General features: G+C 56.8%; 20 protein-coding genes. 15 read left to right on the forward strand and 5 right to left on the reverse strand.

Features of this window, described 5'->3' with window-relative positions:
• Nucleotides 1-13: 13 nt before the first annotated feature.
• A complete protein-coding gene (locus KBY08_RS16645; RefSeq protein ID WP_011266128.1) occupies nucleotides 14-784 on the forward strand; it encodes a lysophospholipid acyltransferase family protein in 771 nt (256 codons plus the stop codon).
• 126 nt (nucleotides 785-910) lie between these two features.
• Here the strand turns inward: KBY08_RS16645 and KBY08_RS16650 are convergent, their stop codons facing one another.
• Nucleotides 911-1,900 carry a helix-turn-helix domain-containing protein gene (locus KBY08_RS16650; RefSeq protein ID WP_111522549.1) on the reverse strand — a complete coding sequence of 330 codons (990 nt, stop codon included), beginning with the start codon at nucleotides 1,898-1,900 and terminating at the stop codon, nucleotides 911-913.
• 166 nt (nucleotides 1,901-2,066) lie between these two features.
• Here KBY08_RS16650 and KBY08_RS16655 point away from each other — a divergent pair, with 166 nt between their 5' ends.
• From KBY08_RS16655 to KBY08_RS16665, 3 genes are read left to right on the forward strand one after another with little or no spacing between them, the layout of a single operon-like run.
• Nucleotides 2,067-3,077, forward strand: coding sequence for a nitrilase (locus KBY08_RS16655; protein WP_096103901.1), 1,011 nt, complete (start codon nucleotides 2,067-2,069; stop codon nucleotides 3,075-3,077).
• A gap of 1 nt (nucleotide 3,078) precedes the next feature.
• Complete coding sequence (locus tag KBY08_RS16660; protein ID WP_111522530.1) at nucleotides 3,079-4,113, forward strand: phenylacetaldoxime dehydratase family protein; 1,035 nt, start codon at nucleotides 3,079-3,081, stop codon at nucleotides 4,111-4,113.
• 27 nt (nucleotides 4,114-4,140) lie between these two features.
• On the forward strand, nucleotides 4,141-5,028 hold the full coding sequence (locus KBY08_RS16665; protein WP_225651216.1) for a transporter: 888 nt from the start codon (nucleotides 4,141-4,143) through the stop codon (nucleotides 5,026-5,028).
• Between the two features lie 54 nt (nucleotides 5,029-5,082).
• Here KBY08_RS16665 and gyrB read toward each other — a convergent pair whose 3' ends face one another.
• From gyrB to dnaA, 4 genes are read right to left on the reverse strand one after another with little or no spacing between them, the layout of a single operon-like run.
• A complete protein-coding gene (gene gyrB, locus KBY08_RS16670; RefSeq protein WP_003340175.1) occupies nucleotides 5,083-7,500 on the reverse strand; it encodes a DNA topoisomerase (ATP-hydrolyzing) subunit B in 2,418 nt (805 codons plus the stop codon).
• 4 nt (nucleotides 7,501-7,504) lie between these two features.
• Nucleotides 7,505-8,608 (reverse strand): DNA replication/repair protein RecF, encoded by a 1,104-nt coding sequence (gene recF, locus KBY08_RS16675; protein WP_111522531.1) that lies wholly within the window; start codon nucleotides 8,606-8,608, stop codon nucleotides 7,505-7,507.
• 22 nt (nucleotides 8,609-8,630) lie between these two features.
• The gene (gene dnaN / locus KBY08_RS16680; protein ID WP_003421522.1) at nucleotides 8,631-9,734 is read right to left on the reverse strand and encodes a DNA polymerase III subunit beta; all 1,104 of its coding nucleotides are present in this window, start codon (nucleotides 9,732-9,734) and stop codon (nucleotides 8,631-8,633) included.
• Between the two features lie 38 nt (nucleotides 9,735-9,772).
• Nucleotides 9,773-11,308 carry a chromosomal replication initiator protein DnaA gene (gene dnaA / locus KBY08_RS16685; RefSeq protein WP_003401422.1) on the reverse strand — a complete coding sequence of 512 codons (1,536 nt, stop codon included), beginning with the start codon at nucleotides 11,306-11,308 and terminating at the stop codon, nucleotides 9,773-9,775.
• Between the two features lie 584 nt (nucleotides 11,309-11,892).
• Here dnaA and rpmH point away from each other — a divergent pair.
• From rpmH to atpB, 11 genes are all read left to right on the forward strand, one after another.
• On the forward strand, nucleotides 11,893-12,027 hold the full coding sequence (rpmH, locus tag KBY08_RS16690; protein WP_002551315.1) for a 50S ribosomal protein L34: 135 nt from the start codon (nucleotides 11,893-11,895) through the stop codon (nucleotides 12,025-12,027).
• A gap of 16 nt (nucleotides 12,028-12,043) precedes the next feature.
• Nucleotides 12,044-12,445 (forward strand): ribonuclease P protein component, encoded by a 402-nt coding sequence (rnpA, locus tag KBY08_RS16695; protein WP_002551314.1) that lies wholly within the window; start codon nucleotides 12,044-12,046, stop codon nucleotides 12,443-12,445.
• Nucleotides 12,438-12,683, forward strand: a complete 246-nt coding sequence (yidD, locus tag KBY08_RS16700; RefSeq protein WP_002551313.1) for a membrane protein insertion efficiency factor YidD — start codon at nucleotides 12,438-12,440, stop codon at nucleotides 12,681-12,683. Before rnpA ends, yidD begins: the two co-directional genes overlap by 8 nt.
• Before the next feature lie 2 nt (nucleotides 12,684-12,685).
• Nucleotides 12,686-14,377 (forward strand): membrane protein insertase YidC, encoded by a 1,692-nt coding sequence (gene yidC, locus KBY08_RS16705; RefSeq protein WP_003401421.1) that lies wholly within the window; start codon nucleotides 12,686-12,688, stop codon nucleotides 14,375-14,377.
• A gap of 78 nt (nucleotides 14,378-14,455) precedes the next feature.
• Nucleotides 14,456-15,826, forward strand: a complete 1,371-nt coding sequence (mnmE, locus tag KBY08_RS16710) for a tRNA uridine-5-carboxymethylaminomethyl(34) synthesis GTPase MnmE (protein WP_024639356.1) — start codon at nucleotides 14,456-14,458, stop codon at nucleotides 15,824-15,826.
• A 588-nt stretch (nucleotides 15,827-16,414) separates the two neighbouring features.
• On the forward strand, nucleotides 16,415-18,307 hold the full coding sequence (gene mnmG, locus KBY08_RS16715; RefSeq protein ID WP_225651217.1) for a tRNA uridine-5-carboxymethylaminomethyl(34) synthesis enzyme MnmG: 1,893 nt from the start codon (nucleotides 16,415-16,417) through the stop codon (nucleotides 18,305-18,307).
• Nucleotides 18,304-18,948: a 16S rRNA (guanine(527)-N(7))-methyltransferase RsmG gene (gene rsmG, locus KBY08_RS16720; RefSeq protein ID WP_177410951.1), complete on the forward strand. Its 645-nt coding sequence runs from the start codon at nucleotides 18,304-18,306 to the stop codon at nucleotides 18,946-18,948. The genes mnmG and rsmG overlap by 4 nt, the downstream gene beginning before the upstream one ends.
• A gap of 18 nt (nucleotides 18,949-18,966) precedes the next feature.
• Nucleotides 18,967-19,758 carry a ParA family protein gene (locus KBY08_RS16725; RefSeq protein ID WP_002555991.1) on the forward strand — a complete coding sequence of 264 codons (792 nt, stop codon included), beginning with the start codon at nucleotides 18,967-18,969 and terminating at the stop codon, nucleotides 19,756-19,758.
• Nucleotides 19,759-19,767: 9 nt separating this feature from the next.
• A complete protein-coding gene (locus KBY08_RS16730; RefSeq protein WP_003315951.1) occupies nucleotides 19,768-20,640 on the forward strand; it encodes a ParB/RepB/Spo0J family partition protein in 873 nt (290 codons plus the stop codon).
• Nucleotides 20,641-20,786: 146 nt separating this feature from the next.
• Entirely contained in the window at nucleotides 20,787-21,194 is a 408-nt protein-coding gene (locus KBY08_RS16735) for a F0F1 ATP synthase subunit I (protein ID WP_002555989.1), read from the forward strand.
• A 16-nt stretch (nucleotides 21,195-21,210) separates the two neighbouring features.
• Nucleotides 21,211-22,080 carry a F0F1 ATP synthase subunit A gene (gene atpB, locus KBY08_RS16740; RefSeq protein WP_003315954.1) on the forward strand — a complete coding sequence of 290 codons (870 nt, stop codon included), beginning with the start codon at nucleotides 21,211-21,213 and terminating at the stop codon, nucleotides 22,078-22,080.
• Nucleotides 22,081-22,091 lie beyond the last annotated feature (11 nt).

A 22,091-nucleotide genomic window follows, 5' to 3' on the forward strand; every position in this document is an offset into this window, starting at 1 on the left:
GGTAAACGTAACTATGTCGATCATGCAGGCAATCAGGACCTTCTTCTTTTACCTGTTGCTGGGCACCAGCTCGCTGCTGTGGTGCACGTTGAGTTTTTTCATTGCGCCTTTTCTGCCGTTCAAAGCCCGCTATCGCTTCATCAACGTCTACTGGTGCCGCTGCGCCATCTGGCTGACCAAGGTGTTTCTGAACATCAAGGTTGAAGTAACTGGCGCCGAGAACGTACCGAAAACCCCCTGCGTGATCATCTCCAACCATCAGAGCACCTGGGAGACCTTCTTTCTGTCGGCGTATTTCGAGCCGATGAGTCAGGTCCTCAAGCGTGAACTGCTGTACGTGCCGTTCTTTGGCTGGGCGATGGCAATGCTGCGCCCGATCGCCATCGACCGCGAAAACCCGAAAGCCGCACTCAGGGAGATTGCCAAGAAGGGCGACGAGCTGCTCAAGGACGGCGTCTGGGTATTGATCTTCCCGGAGGGCACACGCGTGCCTTACGGCCAGGTCGGCAAATTCTCACGCGGTGGAACTGCACTGGCAGTGAACGCCGACCTGCCCGTGCTGCCTGTCGCGCACAACGCAGGCAAGTATTGGCCTCGCGACGGCTGGGCGAAAAAGCCAGGTACCATTCAGGTGGTGATCGGCGAGCCGATGTATGCAGAAGGCACAGGCCCACGTGCCATTGCTGCGTTGAATGAGCGTGTGCAGGCCTGGAATGAAGACACACAACGCGCAATGGGTTCGCCTGTCGAGCCTGCAGCCACCCCCGAAAAAGTCCCGGCGTGATTTTGTGGATAACCTGTGTACGGTTTTTCTGAAATCGCTGAAAAAGACTGTCTAACCTGTTAATTCGTATACATATTTTTTCAGGCTATAAAAACCGGAAAAACGTGCATAAGTTTTGATGATGTATCAGAAACCGACCTTTAAGAGGTCGGTTTTTTTATGCCCGGGGGTTGGCGAAGTTTCAAGCCGATATTCCCTTGCAGGCACTCCGAAGCGCTGGCGGAAGACTCTGCTGAAGTAAGCGACATCACTGAATCCCCAACGCCAGGCGATCTCGCTGATCTGTCGATTGGCGAGTAATGGCTCGCGCAGATCACTGGCGCAGCGTTGTAGCCGGGAGCCCAACAGGTAGCGCCCGAACGAGGTCTGTTCATCCTGAAACAGGCTGCTGACATAGCGCGTGCTGACTCCGAATCGGACGCTGACACTGGCCAGAGACAGTTTTGTATCTGCCAGGTTGGCCTGAATATGGTCCTTAATGCGCAGCAGTAAGCCACTGCGTCTCGAACCTTGTGCCTGCCCTTTGACTCTTTCGGACAAAGCCATTGCCAACAAGTCCAGCCCTTGCTCGGTTATCCGCGCCTGCTGCGATTCGCCTACCCGGTTCTCGAGTGCAGCGAGACCGGTAAAAAAGTCGAAGACCAGTCCATTGAGCGGGTTATCGCGAGACATGGATAAAGCGGTCAGATACTCCAGATTGCACAGGCGCTGCTGCAGACTGTTGCGCGGGATTTGCACCACGGTCTGACTGAACGCACTGTCGAAGTGCAATCGGTAAGGGCGACGAGTGTCGTAGATAGCAAAGTCGCCGATCTCCAATATCGCTTCGCGTCCCTCCTGAGAAACCTGCGCCCGGCCTTCAAGCGCCAGACTCACCAATACGAACTCGTCGTCACTGCGCGAAATACTCGAGGTATCTCGAACGACCGTCTGCTCGCAGGCCTGTACTTCAACCAAGCCAAGCCCTGCGACGCTATGCGAGCGCAAACGACCCTGGAAGTTTTGTCGATCCGGGAAGGCACATTCCAATGGCACGAAAGTACTGCACACCACTTCCTGCCAGAACTCTGCCCGTTCCCGCACGACAATGCTGTTGGTATCGAAATAGATGCTCATCGCGTTCAACCTGCACTTCGATGCGTCGAGCCAATCGCCATGCAAGTCTGAAACCATCCCTGTCAGCCAATCCCTTCCAGTCAAAAAGCCGTTCCTTTTCGTCCTAATACCGTCGTCAGGAAAGCTCATAGCCTGTGGCCATCCAACAGCCATTCGAGTTTTGACGATGAAAGAGCCTTTGAAAGTCGCCTGTGTGCAGGCTGCGCCCGTGTTCCTGGATCTGGACGCCACCGTAGACAAGACCATAACCCTGATGGAGCAGGCGGCAGCCGCCGGAGCCGGTCTTATTGCATTCCCGGAAACGTGGATTCCGGGCTATCCGTGGTTCTTGTGGCTCGACGCACCGGCCTGGAACATGCCGTTGGTGCAGCGTTATCACCAGCAGTCTCTGGTGCTGGACAGTGTTCAGGCCCGACGTATCAGCGATGCGGCTCGCCATCTCGGTCTCTATGTGGTGCTCGGTTACAGCGAGCGCAACAACGCGTCGCTGTATATCGGTCAGTGGATCATCGACGATCACGGTGAAACGGTTGGCGTGCGTCGCAAGCTCAAGGCTACTCATGTGGAACGTACGATGTTTGGCGAAGGCGACGGGGCATCATTGCGTACCTTTGAAACCCCTGTCGGTGTTCTCGGTGCGCTTTGCTGCTGGGAGCACCTGCAACCGCTTTCCAAGTACGCCATGTACGCACAGAACGAACAGATTCACGTAGCGGCCTGGCCAAGCTTCAGCCTGTACCGCAACGCCACGAGCGCCCTGGGCCCCGAGGTCAATACTGCGGCTTCGCGGGTTTATGCCGCAGAAGGGCAATGCTTCGTCCTCGCACCCTGTGCAATCGTTTCCCCTGAAATGATCGAAATGCTTTGCGACAGTGATGCCAAACGCAGCCTGCTGCAGGCCGGTGGCGGACACGCACGGATTTTCGGTCCGGACGGAAGTGATCTGGCGACCCCATTGAGCGAACATGAGGAAGGTCTGCTCTACGCAACACTTGATCCAGCCGCATTGACCTTCGCCAAAGTAGCAGCCGACCCGGCTGGACATTACTCACGTCCCGACGTGACTCGTCTGATGTTCAATCCCAATCCCGCTCCATGTGTAGTCGATCTGCCAGGCCTGCCGATCAGCAGCGAGTCCATCGAGCTGCTTCGGCCTGACATCGCGCTGGAGGTGTGACATGCACTCAGCGATTCCTGAACATCTGCGCAAGCCACGTGAGCTGAACAGCAATCTGCCCGAGGGCTATCAACCACCTTTTCCTGCATGGTCCGCGCGTTTCGATCCGCTGGCAGGGCAGGTGGTGATGGCTTATTTCGGCGTCCAGTCCCTGCGTCCGGTAGGTCTGCCAGAACTGGCAGCGATAACCGCTCGGTTTGATAGCGACTCAGGCCCGCGGTATTGGGACAGCGCATGTTGCGTGGACGCCGATGGTTTCCATACCTGCATAGCCATCGCTTACTGGCACGACGTGGACGCTTTCAATCAGTGGCGAAACAGCTCGGGGTTCTTGCGCTGGTGGCAGGATCCGGCTCGTGAAACAGGGCCGCTGGGATGGTTCCTAGAGGTCGTTTGCCCCAGCACCGAGCGTTTCGAAACATTGTTTTCCGCCCCGGATGTGCCCGAAGGTGTTACTCACCTGGCCACTCACATGAGTGAGCCTATTCAGGAACACGCGTACTGGGGCAGTTCCCGCGACCGTATCCCTTTTGCCCAGACTGATGCACTGGCAGGTAGCAGCAATCCTTCAAGTGCGGACGTGCTGCGTGCCGGCAGGGTGCGTATGTCCGGTCGCGACAACCTGTGCCTGATTCGCTCCGGGCAGGACTGGAGCAGCACCACCGGACAGGAACGCGATCTGTACCTGAACGACATACAGCCCGTGCTGCAGACCGGCATGACGTTTCTGCGCGACGAAGGCGCCACCGTCGGCTGCCTGAGCTGTCGCTTCATGCAAGCGCTGGACAACGAGAGCGGCGAGCCTTTGGAGAAGAGCTTCGGCCTCGCCTGGTTCGATCACCTGAGCAACCTGGAGCGTTGGGCAAAGACCCATCCCACTCATGTGGCGATCTTCGGCGGCTTCATGCAGTACGTACAGACCCTCAACTTCCAGGTCCAGTTACGCCTCTACCATGAGATCGCGGTGATCCCCCGTGAGGCCCAGTATTTCGAATACCTCAATTGCCACCCCGGCAGCGGCTTGCTGAGCCGCTGACACGCATTAATCCTTGAGGAAACAGATATGCAAAGACTCAACCTGGTTGCTCGTTCAGTGCTGGCCAGCTCTACCATGCTGTATTGGTCGACCGTGACTCATGCCCTGGAAATCACCGCAGGCGATTATGAGCCGCTGCCTGTCGGCATGAACGCTTTGCTGGTTTATGCACAACACGCTGAAAGCTCGGACTTTTACAGCAACGGTCACAAAGTCTCGGACGATTTTCGACTCAAGACCGATGTCAGCCTGGTTCGCTATATCCACTCGTTTGCGCTGAGCAACAACGCGGTGATAGAGCCACAGTTCATCCTGCCTTATGGACATCTGAAAGCTGGTGGTGAGGCAAACGCGCTTGGCCAGACCACCGGCGCCGGAGATCTGATTCTCGGCGCACCGGTAAAGTGGACCTTAGCCACTGCAAATAAGGATGTCTTTTCCGTGGCGCCTTACCTTTATTTGCCTACCGGCAGTTACGAAAACGACGACACACTCAACCTGGGTGAAAACCGCTGGCGTCTTTTGCTGCAAGCAGCCTACATCCATCACTTCAATGCCAGATGGGCTCTGGACACCGCTGCGGATGTCTCATGGTTCAGCGATAACGATGATTACGGTTCAGGCAGTGACACATTGGCACAGAAGACCCGCTACGAATATCAGGCTTACCTGAGCTACAACGTTTCGCCGCAAACCCGGTTTGCCGTTGGTGGAGGCCATATTGATGGCGGAGAAAACCGGGTGGGTGGCGTCAATCAAGACGATCAACTAAGCACTACCTACCTGCGTGTGAGTGCTACTCACATGCTGACCCCGTCGATTCAGGTCCAGGCCGTACTCGGCAGGGATGTAGAAGTGGAGGAGGGCTTCCGGGAAAAGTCCCGCTTGAATCTGCGACTGGCGAAACTGTTTTAGAGCACAAACAAAAACCCCGGCTTTCGCCGGGGTTGATGTTTGCTCATACGCTCATCAGAAGTCCAGGTTGGACACTGCCAGCGCATTGCTCTCGATGAAGTCACGACGTGGCTCGACCGCATCACCCATGAGGGTGTTGAAGATCTGGTCAGCGCCGATGGCGTCTTCGATGGTGACTTTCAGCATGCGGCGCACACTCGGGTCCATGGTGGTTTCCCACAGCTGGTCCGGGTTCATCTCACCCAGACCTTTGTAGCGCTGGATGGTGTGGCGCTTGGTGCTTTCGGCCATCAACCAGGCGAGGGCTTCCTTGAACTCGTTGACGGGCTTCTTGCGCTCGCCACGTTGCACGTAGGCACCTTCTTCCAGAAGCGTGCTGATCTGCGCCCCCAGAGCGGTAACGGTCTTGTAGTCGTTGCTGCCGAAGAAGTCGCGGTTGAAGGTGACGTAGTTCGACAGGCCGTGGGAGATCAGTTCGACCTCTGGCAGCCAGACGTTACGTTCACGGTCTTCACGCAGGCTGGCCTTGTAGACCAGACCTGACTTCTCGCCGGTGCGCAGACGCGCGTCGAACAGTGCCAGCCAGGCTTGCATGCCCTCGTGATCCGACAGTTGTTCGAGCGTGATCGGCGGCAGGTAGACGAAGTGCTCGGTCAGTTCCTGTGGGTACAGACGCGACAGGCGCTTGAGCGTCTTCATGACCATGCGGAAGTCGTTGACCAGCTTCTCCAGTGCGGTACCGGAGATACCCGGCGCCGATTCGCTGAGGTGCAGGCTGGCGTCTTCAAGGGCCGACTGGGTCATGTATTCTTCCATGGCCTCGTCGTCCTTGATGTACTGCTCCTGCTTGCCTTTCTTGACCTTGTACAGCGGCGGCTGAGCGATGTAGATGTAGCCACGCTCGATCAGCTCGGGCAACTGACGGAAGAAGAAGGTCAGCAGCAGGGTACGGATGTGCGAGCCGTCGACGTCAGCATCGGTCATGATGATGATGTTGTGATAACGCAACTTGTCGATGTTGTACTCTTCACGGCCAATACCGCAGCCCAGCGCAGTGATCAAGGTGCCCACTTCCTGCGAAGAGATCATCTTGTCGAAACGCGCTTTTTCAACGTTCAGGATCTTGCCCTTGAGCGGCAGGATGGCCTGGGTTCTACGATTACGCCCCTGCTTGGCTGATCCGCCAGCAGAGTCCCCTTCCACCAGGTACAGTTCGGAAAGGGCAGGGTCCTTCTCCTGGCAGTCCGCCAGTTTGCCCGGCAAGCCGGCGATATCCAGCGCGCCTTTACGACGAGTCATCTCACGCGCCTTGCGCGCAGCTTCACGGGCACGGGCAGCGTCGATCATCTTGCCGACAACCGCTTTGGCTTCGTTCGGGTTTTCCAACAGGAAGTCGGAGAAGTACTTGCCCATTTCCTGTTCGACAGCCGTTTTGACTTCGGACGAAACCAGCTTGTCCTTGGTCTGCGAACTGAACTTAGGATCAGGCACCTTGACCGAAATGATCGCAGTCAGACCTTCACGCGCGTCATCGCCGGTGGTCGCGACCTTGTGCTTCTTGGCCAGACCTTCCTGCTCGATGTAGTTGTTCAGGTTACGCGTCAGCGCAGAGCGGAAGCCCACCAGGTGAGTACCGCCATCACGTTGCGGAATGTTGTTGGTGAAGCACAGCAGGTTCTCGTTGAAGCTGTCGTTCCACTGCAGAGCAATCTCGACACCAATGCCATCATCACGCTGGATGTTGAAGTGGAACACTTCGTTGACCGGCGTTTTGTTGGTGTTCAGGTACTCGACGAATGCGCGCAGACCGCCTTCGTATTTGAACAATTCTTCCTTACCGCTGCGCTCATCCTTGAGGACAATGCCTACACCGGAGTTCAGGAAGGACAGCTCACGAATCCGCTTGGCCAGAATGTCCCAGCTGAAGTGGATGTTCTTGAAGGTTTCGGCGGAAGGCTTGAAGTGGATCTGAGTGCCTGTGCTATCACTTTCACCGACGATCTTCATCGGTTCCTGTGGAACACCATGAACATAGGTCTGTTCCCAGATCTTGCCGCTACGACGAACCGTCAGTAACAGAAGCTCTGAAAGGGCGTTAACCACAGATACACCTACACCGTGCAAACCACCGGATACTTTGTAGGAGTTATCATCGAACTTACCGCCAGCGTGGAGCACGGTCATGATGACCTCGGCTGCCGACACGCCTTCTTCTTTATGCACGTCTACCGGAATACCGCGGCCGTTGTCGCGCACGGTGATAGATTCGTCTGGGTGGATGATGATGCTGATGTCGTCGCAATGGCCTGCCAATGCTTCGTCGATCGAGTTATCAACCACCTCGAACACCATGTGGTGCAGACCGCTGCCATCGTCTGTATCACCGATGTACATTCCGGGACGCTTGCGTACGGCATCAAGTCCTTTCAGCACTTTAATGCTGGACGAGTCGTACGTTTGGTTTTCGCTCATGCAATCACTCCCGATGGTCGTGGGTCTGGGTGATACGGCCTTGTTCCACGTGGAACAAAGCGACTGGCGTATCCGTCTGCCAGCCTTCCCTCAAAAATTCTTGATCTACACAGGTGATAAACACCTGGCAGCGTAATTCTTCCAGCAAGCGGCAAAGCGCGCGTCGATGGTTGTCATCCAGTTCGGAGGGCAAATCATCTACCAGGTAAATACACTGGCCGCGACGGACCTGGCTGACCAGATGTCCCTGAGCAATACGCAGTGCGCAGACCACCAGCTTTTGCTGACCGCGAGACAGAATATCTGCCGCATTGTGCGCGCCTAATCTAAGGCGCAGGTCAGCTCGCTGTGGTCCGGCCTGGGTGTGGCCCATTTGCTGATCGCGGTGGAGGGAAGAGGCGAGCACTGTACTTAGCTCTTTTTCCTTGTCCCATCCTCGGTAGTAGCTCAGGGTCAAACCTTCAAGCTCAACAAGTTCGCTCAAAGTCTGTTCAAAGACTGGCTTCAATGCCTTGATATAAGCCCGGCGGAACTCATCGATCTCGTCACTTGCCGAGCACAGCTCACGGTCCCATGCCGCCTGTGAAGCGGCGTCAAGTGTACCATGCCGAAGCCACGAGTTTCGCTGCTTGAGGGCCTTCTGCAGGCGCTGCCACGTGGCCATAAAGCGAGGTTCCACGTGGAACACTCCCCAATCCAGAAACTGCCTGCGTATCTTCGGCGCACCTTCAAGCAATCGGAAGCTATCGGGGTTGATGAGCTGCAGCGGCAGAATTTCTGCAAGCTGCGCAGCGCTTCTGGCGTTCTGCCCATCGATACGAATCTGGAACTCGCCTTGGCGGTCGCGTGAAACACCCAGATTGCTGTGTCCACCTTGTGCAAGATCGACCTGACCGAAGACGGTGCAGGAAGGCTGCTCGTACTGAATGACGGGCAGCAGGCGACTGCTGCGGAACGAGCGAGCAATGCCCAGCAGATGGATAGCTTCCAGCACGCTGGTTTTGCCACTGCCGTTTGCGCCGTAGAGGATATTGATACGCGGGGAGGGGGAGAGGGTCACCGGGTGCAGATTGCGCACCCCGGTGACCGAGACGCGACTAAGAGACATCTAGGTTGCGCTGGACATGAAGTTACAGACGCATCGGCATGACAACGTAGGCGGAGTCGTCGTTATCGGACTCTTGCACCAGGGCGCTGCTATTGGAGTCAGACAGAATCAGGCGCACCTGTTCGGTGGTCATGACGCCCAGCACGTCGAGCAAGTAGCTCACGTTGAAACCAATCTCCAACGAGTCACCGTTGTACTCGACGCTGATTTCCTCTTCTGCTTCTTCCTGCTCAGGGTTGTTGGCCTGAATCTTCAATTGACCACTGGCCAGTTGCAGACGGATGCCGCGGTACTTCTCGTTGGACAGAATCGCCGTGCGGCTGAACGCCTCACGCAGTGCCTGACGATCACCGAGCACCAGCTTGTCACCACCTTTAGGCAGCACACGCTCGTAATCCGGGAACTTGCCATCGACCAGTTTGGAGGTGAAGGTGAATTCGCCAGTCGTCGCACGAATGTGATGCTGACCCAGAACGATACTGACCGTACCGTCCTGCTCGGTCAGCAGGCGCGCCATTTCAAGAATACCTTTACGTGGAACGATCACCTGATGGCGATCGGCATGTTCGATATCGGCAGACATCGAGCACATGGCCAGGCGGTGGCCGTCGGTGGCAACCGCACGCAAGATACCGGCACTCACTTCAAGCAGCATGCCGTTGAGGTAGTACCGAACGTCCTGCTGGGCCATCGCAAAGCTGGTGCGCTCGATCAAGCGGCGCAGTTTGCTCTGCACCAGAGTGAACGTCAGCGAACCCGGGCCTTCTTCGACGGTAGGGAAATCATTGGCAGGCAGAGTCGACAGGGTGAACCGGCTACGACCGGCCTTGACGATCAGTTTCGAATCATCGAGCTTGATGTCGATCAGCGCGTCATTGGACAGGCTTTTGCAAATGTCCATGAGCTTGCGCGCAGGAACCGTGATTTCTCCAGGTTCGGCAGGCTCTTCCAGCTGGACGCGGCCAACCAGTTCGACTTCCAGATCCGTACCGGTCAGCGACAGTTGCTGACCTTCGACGACCAGGAGCACATTGGAAAGAACCGGCAAGGTCTGGCGGCGTTCGACGACGCCGGCGACCAATTGCAGGGGTTTCAACAGGGCTTCGCGTTGAATGGTGAAATGCATGGTCTAGTCCCTTGCCTTGATGAGCTGCACTGGCGTTATCACGTAGTCAGAGTGCGCAGCAGGTTCTTGTAGTCCTCGCGGATATCCGCATCGGATTCCTTGAGCTCGTTGATCTTTCGGCATGCGTGCAAGACAGTCGTGTGGTCACGGCCACCAAACACGTCACCGATTTCCGGAAGACTGTGGTTGGTGAGTTCCTTGGAGAGCGCCATCGCGACCTGACGAGGCCGGGCGACAGAGCGGGAACGACGCTTGGACAGCAGATCGGAAATCTTGATCTTGTAGTATTCGGCGACAGTGCGCTGAATGTTATCCACACTGACCAGCTTGTCCTGCAACGCCAGCAAGTCCTTCAGCGACTCGCGAATCAGCTCGATGGTGATGTCGCGGCCCATGAAGTGCGAGTGAGCGATGACGCGCTTGAGCGCACCTTCCAGCTCACGGACGTTGGAGCGAATTCGCTGGGCAATGAAGAACGCTGCGTCATGGGGCAGATCGACCTTGGCCTGATCTGCTTTTTTCATGAGGATCGCCACGCGGGTTTCCAGCTCCGGAGGCTCGACGGCAACCGTCAGGCCCCAGCCAAAACGCGATTTGAGTCGCTCTTCAAGGCCTTCGATTTCCTTGGGATAGCGGTCGCTGGTCAGAATGACCTGCTGTCCGCCTTCCAGCAGCGCGTTGAACGTGTGGAAAAACTCTTCCTGCGAACGTTCCTTGCGGGCAAAAAACTGGATGTCGTCGATCAGCAGCGCATCGACTGAACGGTAGAAGCGCTTGAACTCGTTGATTGCATTGAGCTGCAAGGCCTTGACCATGTCTGCAACGAAGCGCTCCGAATGCAGGTACACGACCTTGGCGTTCGGGTTCTTCTTCAGCAGGTGGTTACCCACCGCATGCATCAAGTGAGTTTTACCAAGACCCACGCCACCATAAAGGAACAGCGGGTTGTAGCCATGCTTGGGGTTGTCGGCAACCTGCCAGGCCGCAGCGCGTGCCAGCTGGTTGGACTTACCCTCGACGAAATTTTCGAACGTGAACGTACGGTTCAGGTAACTGGTGTGCTTGAGCGCACCTTCTACCTGGACGGTACGTTGTTCAGCGCGGGCGGGCGCTTGTTGCGAGCTGGCACCGGCCATCGGATCGAAGCTATCACGCGACGGTTCGTCGTGTGTTGCAACGTTCTGGACCGGTGCAGGCGTCGCTACAGCAGCAGCTGGAGCAGCCGTGGCAGGAGCCGGGGCCGAGACGCTGCTGACCGAATTGGCAGACAGCGCCTGTGAGGCTGCAGCGGCCAAGGGTGCATTCGGGGCAGCACGCGGTGCTGAGCTGCGCTTGCTTCCTATTAATAAGGAAAGAGCAGGGGCCATGCCTTGACCGTGTTCGCCGAGAAGCTCGAGCAGACGACCAAGGTACTTTTCGTTGACCCAGTCGAGAACAAAACGATTGGGTGCGTACACACGCAACTCGTCGCCTTCGGCTTCGACCTGTAGCGGACGGATCCAAGTGTTGAATTGCTGGGCAGGCAGCTCATCGCGCAAAAGCTCCACGCACTGCTGCCAAAGTTCCACTGACACGGATATCCCCTGAGTTGAAAGCCGGTGAGGCAAAAACAGCCGCCATTGTAACGACCCAGAGGCGACTTATCCACATGTAGGTTGCTCACAGACAGCTATAAATCAACGATTTATGCCTGAAGCACACGACAAACGGTCGATGCCTAAGCTCTGTGGATAACCCGTCTTCAGCCCATTGCATAAGTCAGGCTTGAACTCTGTGCATAACTCGCCTGTGGATAAAACAGCGTTCCATGCACAGCTTTTCCGAGGGTCCGGCACAGGCAGGGCACCGTTTCTCGACAACCTTTCTAACCTCTGTACACATTGAATAACAAGGGCTGTGAGAGGTTATCCACAGAAAAGCGCTGCGTAAGAGTTATAAGCTTTATAAAGAAGCTTTAAATACTCTCTTCTTTTTATTTCTATAACAGGATCGGGTCAGCCTAGCGGTGAACGAGAGGAAGAGGACGTTCAGCTATAAAAAGACGCCCATGAAGAAAAGCTGGTTGGAAATTGACCTGCGGGCCCGCTTTCTCTAGAATCCCCGGTCTCTTAAAACGGGGGCCATTCCGGCCCGTAGTGGACGAACCAGGTAACACGCCATGAAACGTACTTTCCAACCCAGCACTATCAAGCGCGCCCGCACCCACGGTTTCCGTGCACGCATGGCCACCAAAAACGGCCGCGCAGTTCTTTCGCGTCGTCGTGCCAAAGGCCGTAAGCGTCTGGCAGTTTGATAAATCGGCACAGGAGGTGAGTCGAGACTTCAGTCGGGAAAAGCGTTTGCTCACTCCCCGGCATTTCAAGGCAGTCTTTGACTCCCCTACCGGCAAGGTTCCGGGGAAAAATCTCCTGCTCCTTGCGCGCAACAACGACCTTGATCATCCCCGCCTGGGGCTTGTGATAGGTAAAAAGAGCGTGAAGCTCTCCGTCGAGCGCAATCGTTTGAAACGCCTGATGCGCGAATCATTTCGCCAACACCAAGACAGTTTGGTCGGTTGGGATATCGTTATCGTCGCGCGTAAAGGCTTGGGTGACGTAGAAAACCCTGAACTGATTCAGCATTTCGGCAAGCTCTGGAAACGTCTGGCGCGTAGCCGACCCATTCCGGAAGAAAAATCCGAACCTGCAGGGGTAGACAGTCCAGATGCGTAAACTGGCACTCGTTCCGATCCAGTTTTATCGCTATGCCATTAGCCCGCTGATGGCCAGTCACTGTCGTTTCTACCCCAGTTGCTCCTGCTACGCGTATGAAGCCATCGAGAATCATGGCCTTTTGCGCGGTGGCTGGCTGTCAATTCGTCGTCTTGGTCGCTGTCACCCATGGAATCCCGGTGGTTATGACCCGGTTCCAGCTGTCCCCACCTCCCGTTCTTCTTCGATGGCCGAGTAATCATGGATATTAAACGCACGATCCTGATCGTCGCCCTGGCAATCGTGACCTACGTCGGGGTTCTGAAATGGAACCAAGACTATGGCCAGGCTGCCATGCCGACCCAGAATGTTGCAGCCAGCACCACCGCACCGGGTATTCCGGATACGGCCGCTGGTACTAATGGTTCTGCAAGTGCCGATGTTCCAAGCGCAAACGCTACGGCCAATACGGCTGCAGCACCTCTTGAAACTCCGGCCGTAGCCAGCAAAGACCTTATCCACGTCAAGACCGATGTGCTCGATCTGGCGATCGATCCGGTGGGTGGCGACGTCGTTCAGCTTCGTTTGCCTCTGTACCCGCGTCGTCAGGATCGTCCTGACGTTCCGTTCCAGTTGTTCGACAACGGTGGCGAGCGTACTTTTCTGGCACAAAGTGGCCTGACCGGGACCAATGGTCCTGATGCTCGCGCTGCCGGTCGTCCGGTTTACACCTCCACACAAAAGACTTATCAACTGGCTGACGGCCAGGACACGATGGTCGTGGATCTGAAATTCTCGGAAAACGGCGTCAATTACATCAAGCGCTTCACGTTCAAGCGCGGTCTGTACGATCTGGTCATGACTTACGTTGTGGATAACCAGAGCGCACAACCCTGGTCCGGCAATCTGTTCGCGCAATTGAAGCGCGATGCAAGCTCCGATCCTTCTTCGACGACTGCTACCGGCACTGCTACCTATCTGGGCGCTGCCCTGTGGACTGCGGCCGAGCCGTACAAGAAAGTGTCGATGAAAGATATCGACAAGGGCCAGGTCAAGGAAACTGTCCAGGGCGGCTGGGTTGCATGGTTGCAGCACTACTTCGTGACTGCGTGGATTCCGGATCACAACGCAACCAACGCCGTTCAGACCCGCAAAGACAGCCAGGGCAACTACATCATCGGCTTCACCAGCCCGACTCTGTCGGTCGCACCCGGTGCACAAGGTGAAACCAGCGCCACCCTGTACGCAGGTCCGAAAAGCCAGGCGGTACTCAAAGAGTTATCCCCAGGCCTGGAGCTGACCGTCGACTATGGCTTCCTGTGGTTCATTGCCCAGCCTATCTTCTGGCTGCTGCAACACATCCACGCCATCCTCGGCAACTGGGGCTGGTCGATCATTGTTCTGACCATGCTGATCAAAGGCCTGTTCTTCCCGCTGTCCGCAGCCAGCTACAAGTCGATGGCACGCATGCGCGCCGTGGCTCCGAAGCTTGCACTGCTGAAGGAACAGCATGGCGATGATCGTCAGAAGATGTCCCAGGCAATGATGGAGCTGTACAAGAAAGAGAAGATCAACCCGCTGGGTGGATGCTTGCCGATTCTTGTGCAGATGCCGGTTTTCCTTTCGCTGTACTGGGTACTCCTGGAAAGCGTGGAAATGCGTCAGGCACCGTGGATCCTGTGGATAACCGACCTGTCGATCAAGGACCCGTTCTTTATCCTGCCGATCATCATGGGCGCGACCATGTTCATCCAGCAGCGTCTGAACCCGACTCCGCCGGATCCGATGCAGGCCAAGGTCATGAAAATGATGCCGATCATTTTCACGTTCTTCTTCCTGTGGTTCCCTGCCGGTCTGGTTCTGTACTGGGTTGTGAACAACACCCTGTCGATCGCTCAGCAGGCTTACATCACTCGCAAGATCGAAGCAGCTACCAAGAAAGCAGCTGTCTGATCTAACCTGTGAATAAGTTCTACAAGACGCCCCCTCGTGGGGCGTTTTGCTATCCGTCATTTGTCCGGGAGCCGGAGCATGAACGTTCCTCGTGAAACCATTGCCGCCATTGCTACAGCCCAAGGGCGTGGCGGTGTGGGTATCGTCCGGGTGTCAGGTCCTCTGGCGGGCAAGGCCGCCGAAGCCATTATCGGTCGGACCCTCAAGCCAAGATTTGCCCACTACGGACCTTTTGTAGATGGCACCGGGCAGGTGCTCGATGAAGGTATCGCACTGTATTTTCCGGGACCCAACTCGTTCACCGGCGAGGATGTACTGGAACTTCAGGGTCATGGCGGCCCCATCGTTCTGGACATGCTGCTGCAGCGCTGCCTGCAACTGGGCAGCCGCCTGGCTCGTCCGGGAGAGTTCAGTGAGCGTGCGTTTCTCAATGACAAGCTCGATCTTGCCCAGGCGGAAGCGATTGCCGACCTGATCGAGGCGAGTTCTGCACAGGCAGCGCGCAATGCACTGCGCTCGCTGCAAGGCGCTTTCTCGCGGCGTGTGGATAACTTGACCGAGAAATTGATCAGCCTGCGTATCTACGTAGAGGCTGCAATCGACTTCCCCGAAGAGGAAATCGACTTCCTTGCCGATGGCCACGTTCTGAACATGCTCGATGACGTGCGTGCCGAGTTATCCACAGTGCTGCGTGAAGCCGGGCAGGGTGCCTTGTTACGCGACGGCATGACCGTGGTGATTGCCGGACGCCCCAATGCGGGCAAATCCAGTCTGCTGAACGCTCTGGCGGGCAGGGAGGCGGCGATTGTCACCGAGATCGCCGGCACCACCCGCGATGTACTGCGAGAACATATCCACATAGATGGAATGCCCTTGCATGTCGTCGACACCGCAGGGCTGCGGGATACTCAAGACCAGGTGGAAATGATCGGCGTGCAGCGCGCACTCAAGGCCATCGGCGAAGCTGACCGGATTCTGCTGGTGGTGGATGCGACCGCGCCGGAGGCAGCCGACCCGTTTGCACTGTGGCCCGAATTTCTCGAGCAGCGCCCGGACCCGTCGAAAGTCACGCTGATACGCAACAAGGCAGATCTGAGTGGAGACCCCATCAATCTGCAGACCAGCGTTGATGGCCACGTCACCATCAGCCTGAGCGCCAGGTCTGGTGGCGAAGGGCTTGAACTGCTGCGCGAACATCTCAAGGCCTGCATGGGCTATGAACAAACCTCGGAAAGCAGCTTCAGCGCGCGTCGACGCCACCTTGAGGCGCTGCGCCATGCCAGTGACTCGCTGGAACACGGCAGGGCTCAACTCACCCTGGCGGGCGCTGGAGAGCTGCTGGCCGAAGACTTGCGTCAGGCACAGCAAGCGCTTGGCGAGATTACCGGCGCATTCAGTTCCGACGACCTGCTTGGCAGAATCTTCTCCAGCTTCTGCATAGGCAAGTGATCACTCCCGACTAAGACAAGGCATGGCCCGCCCTGGGTCATGCCTTCAAGCACCACAAGACGCCTCTTTCAGCGGCAGCGTTATCCACATACTCCGCCATTTCCTCCTTTAATTTTGTCTCGACACCTGAATCTGACGAGCAGGAATGCCCGAGGGATGGATTTTCCGTGCCTGATTTTTGCTGAATAGCCGTTTTTTTGTGGATTAAGCCCTGTGAATAACTGCCCTTTAGCTCGGTGGGTAAGCAGGGTGCAAACCTGAAGATAAATCCCCCTGTGGACAAGTGGCTATCTTATCAACAGGCTCAGGACGGTTATCCAACCCCCTCATCCCCACATGAACACAGACTTTTGAATCTCTGTACACATTGAAAATAAAGGCCTGTAGCAATCTATCCACAGAAAGGTGGCTCAGTAAGAATAAACATAAAAACAAGGCTTTATAAACTTTCTTTCCTTTTTATTTTCTTTATCCGTGACTTTTCCACAGCTGGTTAAATTTTGTCCAGCGGGTTTCATTCAGGTGGGGTAAGTCCCTATACTTGTCAGCTATCCCAATTTCTCATCGACAACAGGCACGAGGTGCGTGGTGGATTTCCCTTCCCGTTTTGAAGTGATCGTCATCGGTGGCGGTCATGCCGGTACCGAGGCCGCACTGGCGTCGGCACGCATGGGTGTCAAAACCCTGTTGCTGACCCACAACGTGGAAACACTCGGCCAGATGAGTTGCAACCCGGCCATCGGTGGTATCGGTAAAAGCCATCTGGTCAAGGAAATCGACGCGCTGGGCGGCGCCATGGCCATGGCTACTGACAAGGGCGGTATCCAGTTCCGCGTGCTGAACAGCCGCAAGGGGCCTGCCGTACGTGCAACCCGTGCACAGGCCGATCGCGTGCTGTACAAGGCAGCCATCCGTGAAACCCTGGAAAATCAGCCGAATCTGTGGATATTTCAGCAAGCCTGCGATGACCTGATCGTCGACCAGGATCAAATGCGCGGCGTCGTGACCCAGATGGGTATGCGCATATTTGCCGATTCCGTGGTGTTGACCACAGGTACGTTCCTTGGCGGACTTATCCACATCGGTATGCAAAATTATTCGGGCGGTCGGGCAGGTGATCCTCCTTCGATCGCACTGGCGCAACGACTGCGTGAGCTGCCGCTGCGCGTCGGCCGCCTGAAAACCGGGACCCCGCCACGCATTGACGGGCGTTCTGTGGATTTCTCGGTGATGACCGAGCAACCAGGTGACACGCCGATCCCGGTCATGTCGTTCCTGGGCAACAAGGAACAGCATCCGCCGCAGGTCAGTTGCTGGATTACCCACACCAACGCGCGGACTCACGAGATCATTGCGTCCAACCTTGATCGCTCGCCGATGTATTCGGGCGTGATCGAAGGTATTGGTCCACGTTACTGCCCGTCGATCGAAGACAAGATCCACCGGTTTGCCGACAAGGAAAGCCACCAGGTCTTCATCGAGCCGGAAGGGTTGACCACGCACGAGCTATACCCGAACGGTATTTCCACGTCGTTGCCATTTGACGTGCAACTGCAGATCGTCCGGTCGATTCGCGGCATGGAGAACGCACACATCGTTCGCCCTGGTTACGCCATCGAATACGACTATTTCGACCCGCGTGATCTGAAATACAGCCTGGAAACCAAGGTCATCGGCGGTCTGTTCTTCGCTGGCCAGATCAACGGCACGACCGGTTACGAAGAGGCTGGTGCCCAGGGTTTGCTGGCCGGGACCAATGCCGCGCTGCGCGCACAGGGTCGAGACAGCTGGTGCCCGCGTCGCGATGAAGCGTACATCGGCGTTCTGGTCGATGACCTGATCACGCTTGGTACGCAAGAGCCTTACCGGATGTTCACCTCCAGGGCCGAATACCGTTTGATCCTGCGCGAAGACAACGCTGACCTGCGACTCACCGAAAAAGGCCGCGAACTGGGCCTGGTCGACGATGCCCGCTGGGCTGCGTTCTGCACCAAGCGTGAAAGCATCGAGCTGGAAGAACAGCGTTTGAAAAGTACCTGGGTGCGTCCCGGTACCGAGCAGGGCGATGCGATTGCCGCACACTTCGGCACGCCACTGACCCACGAATACAATTTGCTCAACCTGCTGACCCGTCCGGAAATCGACTATGCCAGCCTGATTTCAATCACTGGCCAGGGCTGCACCGATCCCCAGGTCGCCGAGCAGGTCGAGATCAAGACAAAATACGCCGGTTACATTGATCGCCAGCAGGATGAAATTGCCCGTCTGCGCGCCAGTGAAGACACCCGCCTGCCGGAAGACATCGATTACGCCGCGATATCCGGCCTGTCAAAAGAAATCCAGAGCAAGCTGGGGATAACTCGTCCGGAAACGCTCGGACAGGCATCGCGCATCCCCGGTGTTACGCCTGCAGCGATATCGCTGTTGATGATTCATTTGAAAAAACGCGGCGCGGGCCGTCAGTTGGAGCAAAGCGCTTGAGTTCTATGGTCACCCCGCAACACGCCCAAGAGTTATCCACCGGTGCCAAGGAATTGGGGATTGACCTCAGTCCGGCCCAGCACGAGCAATTGCTGGCGTATCTGGCGTTGTTGATCAAGTGGAACAAGGCCTACAACCTGACTGCGGTACGCAACCCGGACGAAATGGTATCGAGGCATCTGCTCGACAGTCTCAGTGTGGTGCCCTTCATCGAAGGAACACGCTGGATCGACGTCGGCAGCGGCGGTGGGATGCCCGGCATTCCCATGGCCATTCTGTTTCCGGAGCGCAAAGTGGCGCTGCTGGACAGCAATGGCAAGAAAACCCGGTTTCAGACCCAGGTCAAACTTGAGCTGAAACTGGATAATCTTGAAGTTATCCACAGCCGTGCAGAAAGTTATCAGCCCGAAGTGCCTTTCGACGGGATCATCTCCCGTGCGTTCAGCAGCCTGGAAGACTTCACCGGCTGGACCCGTCACATGGGCGACGTCAATACACGCTGGCTGGCAATGAAAGGGCTGCATCCTGACGATGAGCTGGTAGCATTGCCCTCGGATTTTCACCTCGATAGCGCACACGCCTTGACCGTTCCGGGTTGCCAAGGCCAACGCCATCTGCTGATACTGCGCCGCACGGCATGACTGGGAACACAAGCAAGAATGGCTAAGGTATTCGCGATAGCGAACCAGAAAGGTGGGGTCGGCAAGACCACCACATGCATCAACCTCGCCGCGTCACTGGTCGCGACCAAGCGCCGTGTGCTGCTGATCGACCTCGATCCCCAGGGCAATGCGACCATGGGCAGCGGTGTGGATAAACACAACCTGGAAAACTCCGTCTACGACCTGTTGATCGGCGAATGCGATCTGGGCGAGGCCATGCAGTTTTCCGAGCACGGTGGTTATCAACTGCTTCCGGCCAACCGTGATCTGACGGCGGGTGAAGTGGTTCTGCTGGAAATGCAGATGAAAGAGAGTCGTCTGCGCAATGCGCTGGCGCCCATCCGCGAGAATTACGATTACATTCTCATCGATTGCCCACCTTCGCTGTCGATGCTGACTCTGAACGCGCTGGTCGCGGCAGACGGCGTAATTATCCCCATGCAGTGCGAATACTTTGCACTCGAAGGTCTCAGTGACCTTGTGGATAACATCAAGCGCATCGCTGAACTGCTCAACCCGCAGCTGAAAATCGAAGGTTTGCTGCGCACCATGTATGATCCGCGGCTGAGTCTGATCAACGACGTTTCGGCGCAGCTCAAGGAACACTTCGGCGAGCAGTTGTACGACACCGTGATCCCGAGAAACATCCGTCTGGCCGAGGCTCCGAGTTTCGGCATGCCCGTGCTGGCGTATGACAAGTCGTCTCGCGGTGCGCTGGCCTATCTGGCCCTGGCAAGTGAACTGGTTCGTCGTCAACGTCGCGGCGCAAAAACCGCTCAGCCAACCTAAGGAATTCCCATGGCCGTCAAGAAACGAGGTCTCGGACGTGGGTTGGACGCACTTCTGAGCAGTCCAACCGTCAGTTCGCTGGAAGAACAGGCCGTCAAGGCCCCGCCAAGTGAGTTGCAGCATGTGCCGCTGGACCTGATCCAGCGCGGCAAGTACCAGCCGCGCCGTGACATGGACCCGCAGGCACTCGAAGAACTTGCGCAGTCGATCAAGTCGCAGGGCGTGATGCAACCGATCGTGGTGCGTCCTATCGGTGACAACCGCTTCGAGATCATTGCGGGCGAGCGTCGCTGGCGTGCCAGCCAGCAGGCGGGAGTCGAGACGATCCCGGCGATGGTCCGCGATGTGCCGGACGAAACCGCGATTGCGATGGCGCTGATCGAGAACATCCAGCGTGAGGACCTCAACCCGATCGAAGAGGCCATGGCACTGCAGCGCCTGCAGCAGGAGTTTCAACTGACCCAGCAGCAGGTGGCCGATGCCGTCGGCAAGTCGCGAGTCAGTGTCGCCAACCTGTTACGCCTGATTGCCTTGCCGGAGGCCATCAAGACGATGCTGTCTCATGGCGACCTGGAAATGGGTCATGCTCGCGCCTTGCTCGGGCTGGGTGAAGATCGGCAGGTCGAAGGTGCGCGACACGTTGTCGCACGCGGGCTTACCGTGCGCCAGACCGAAGCACTGGTCAGGCAGTGGCTGAGCGGCAAGGCAGAGGCTGCCGAGCCGGTGAAGACCGACCCGGACATCAGCCGCCTGGAACAGCGCCTGGCCGAGCGTCTGGGCTCTGCAGTGCAGATTCGTCACGGTCAGAAGGGCAAAGGGCAATTGGTCATCCGTTACAACTCGCTGGACGAGCTTCAGGGAGTGCTCGCTCACATCCGCTGAAACAATTGCTCTGTAGCGTATAGTCGGAAATCACTACCCGACTGTTGAATAGGGGCTTAACCGCCCCTATACTCTGCGCGCATTTTGTCGGCACAAATTATGCCAAGTTATTGATTATGGCGACCGACATCAAAGGAGCAGTTGCGATGGAATCCCGCATGCCAGACCGCTTGCCGTTCTATCGCCTGGCGGTTTTCCCGCTTTTGCTGGCTCAATTGATCGTGCTGCTCATGGCCGCATTGGTGCTGTGGCAGTGGCAAGGAGTCGTTGCAGGATATTCGGGACTCTGCGGAGGCCTGATAGCCTGGCTACCCAATTTATACTTTGCTCACAAGGCATTCCGGTTTTCCGGGGCCAGAGCAGCGCAAGCCATCGTTCGGTCGTTCTACGCCGGCGAGGCAGGCAAACTGATTTTCACGGCAGTGCTTTTTGCATTGACGTTCGCAGGTGTGAAGCCTTTGGCGCCGCTGGCTGTATTCGGCGTGTTCATGTTGATCCAGGTGGTCAACTGGTTCGCTCCCCTGCTTACGAGAACAAGACTTTCGAGACCTTAGGGCGTTTGAGGCAACCATGGCAGAGCAAACAGCTTCGGGCTATATCCAGCACCACTTGCAGAACCTTACCTTCGGGCACCTGCCCAATGGCGAATGGGGCTTTGCCCACACCGCAGCGGAAGCCAAGGAAATGGGTTTCTGGGCCTTCCACGTCGATACCCTCGGCTGGTCGGTTGCGTTGGGTCTGATTTTCGTTCTGATCTTCCGCATGGCGGCCAAGAAGGCAACTTCCGGTCAGCCTGGCGCACTGCAGAACTTCGTCGAAGTGCTGGTCGAGTTCGTCGACGGCAGCGTGAAAGACAGCTTCCACGGCCGCAGCGCGGTTATCGCGCCACTGGCGTTGACCATTTTCGTCTGGGTCTTCCTGATGAACGCGGTCGACCTGGTACCGGTGGACTGGATTCCACAGCTGGCGATGATGATCTCGGGTGACTCGCACATTCCGTTCCGTGCCGTGTCGACCACTGACCCGAACGCCACGCTGGGCATGGCCCTGTCCGTGTTCGCACTGATCATTTTCTACAGCATCAAGGTCAAGGGCATTGGCGGTTTCATCGGCGAGCTGACCCTTCACCCGTTCGGCAGCAAGAACCTGTTCGTTCAGGCGCTGTTGATCCCGGTCAACTTCCTGCTGGAATTCGTGACGCTGATCGCCAAGCCGATTTCCCTGGCTCTGCGTCTGTTCGGCAACATGTATGCTGGCGAGCTGGTCTTCATCCTGATCGCCGTGATGTTCGGCAGCGGTCTGTTGTGGCTCAGCGGTCTGGGTGTAGTGCTGCAGTGGGCGTGGGCTGTGTTCCACATCCTGATCATCACCCTGCAAGCGTTCATCTTCATGATGCTGACCATCGTCTACCTGTCGATGGCTCACGAAGATAACCATTGAGATTCGTCTCA

This window comes from Pseudomonas sp. P135, assembly GCF_020312125.1.
GTDB lineage: Bacteria > Pseudomonadota > Gammaproteobacteria > Pseudomonadales > Pseudomonadaceae > Aquipseudomonas > Aquipseudomonas fragariae.

What these genes read in the sequence shown, in the direction of transcription:
- KBY08_RS16645 (WP_011266128.1), top strand. Translation starts at nt 14, where the DNA reads ATGTCGATCATGCAGGCAATCAGGACCTTCTTCTTTTACCTGTTGCTG.
- KBY08_RS16650 (WP_111522549.1), bottom strand. Translation starts at nt 1,900, where the DNA reads ATGAGCATCTATTTCGATACCAACAGCATTGTCGTGCGGGAACGGGCA.
- KBY08_RS16655 (WP_096103901.1), top strand. Translation starts at nt 2,067, where the DNA reads ATGAAAGAGCCTTTGAAAGTCGCCTGTGTGCAGGCTGCGCCCGTGTTC.
- KBY08_RS16660 (WP_111522530.1), top strand. Translation starts at nt 3,079, where the DNA reads ATGCACTCAGCGATTCCTGAACATCTGCGCAAGCCACGTGAGCTGAAC.
- KBY08_RS16665 (WP_225651216.1), top strand. Translation starts at nt 4,141, where the DNA reads ATGCAAAGACTCAACCTGGTTGCTCGTTCAGTGCTGGCCAGCTCTACC.
- gyrB (WP_003340175.1), bottom strand. Translation starts at nt 7,500, where the DNA reads ATGAGCGAAAACCAAACGTACGACTCGTCCAGCATTAAAGTGCTGAAA.
- recF (WP_111522531.1), bottom strand. Translation starts at nt 8,608, where the DNA reads ATGTCTCTTAGTCGCGTCTCGGTCACCGGGGTGCGCAATCTGCACCCG.
- dnaN (WP_003421522.1), bottom strand. Translation starts at nt 9,734, where the DNA reads ATGCATTTCACCATTCAACGCGAAGCCCTGTTGAAACCCCTGCAATTG.
- rpmH (WP_002551315.1), top strand. Translation starts at nt 11,893, where the DNA reads ATGAAACGTACTTTCCAACCCAGCACTATCAAGCGCGCCCGCACCCAC.
- yidD (WP_002551313.1), top strand. Translation starts at nt 12,438, where the DNA reads ATGCGTAAACTGGCACTCGTTCCGATCCAGTTTTATCGCTATGCCATT.
- yidC (WP_003401421.1), top strand. Translation starts at nt 12,686, where the DNA reads ATGGATATTAAACGCACGATCCTGATCGTCGCCCTGGCAATCGTGACC.
- mnmE (WP_024639356.1), top strand. Translation starts at nt 14,456, where the DNA reads ATGAACGTTCCTCGTGAAACCATTGCCGCCATTGCTACAGCCCAAGGG.
- KBY08_RS16725 (WP_002555991.1), top strand. Translation starts at nt 18,967, where the DNA reads ATGGCTAAGGTATTCGCGATAGCGAACCAGAAAGGTGGGGTCGGCAAG.
- KBY08_RS16730 (WP_003315951.1), top strand. Translation starts at nt 19,768, where the DNA reads ATGGCCGTCAAGAAACGAGGTCTCGGACGTGGGTTGGACGCACTTCTG.
- KBY08_RS16735 (WP_002555989.1), top strand. Translation starts at nt 20,787, where the DNA reads ATGGAATCCCGCATGCCAGACCGCTTGCCGTTCTATCGCCTGGCGGTT.
- atpB (WP_003315954.1), top strand. Translation starts at nt 21,211, where the DNA reads ATGGCAGAGCAAACAGCTTCGGGCTATATCCAGCACCACTTGCAGAAC.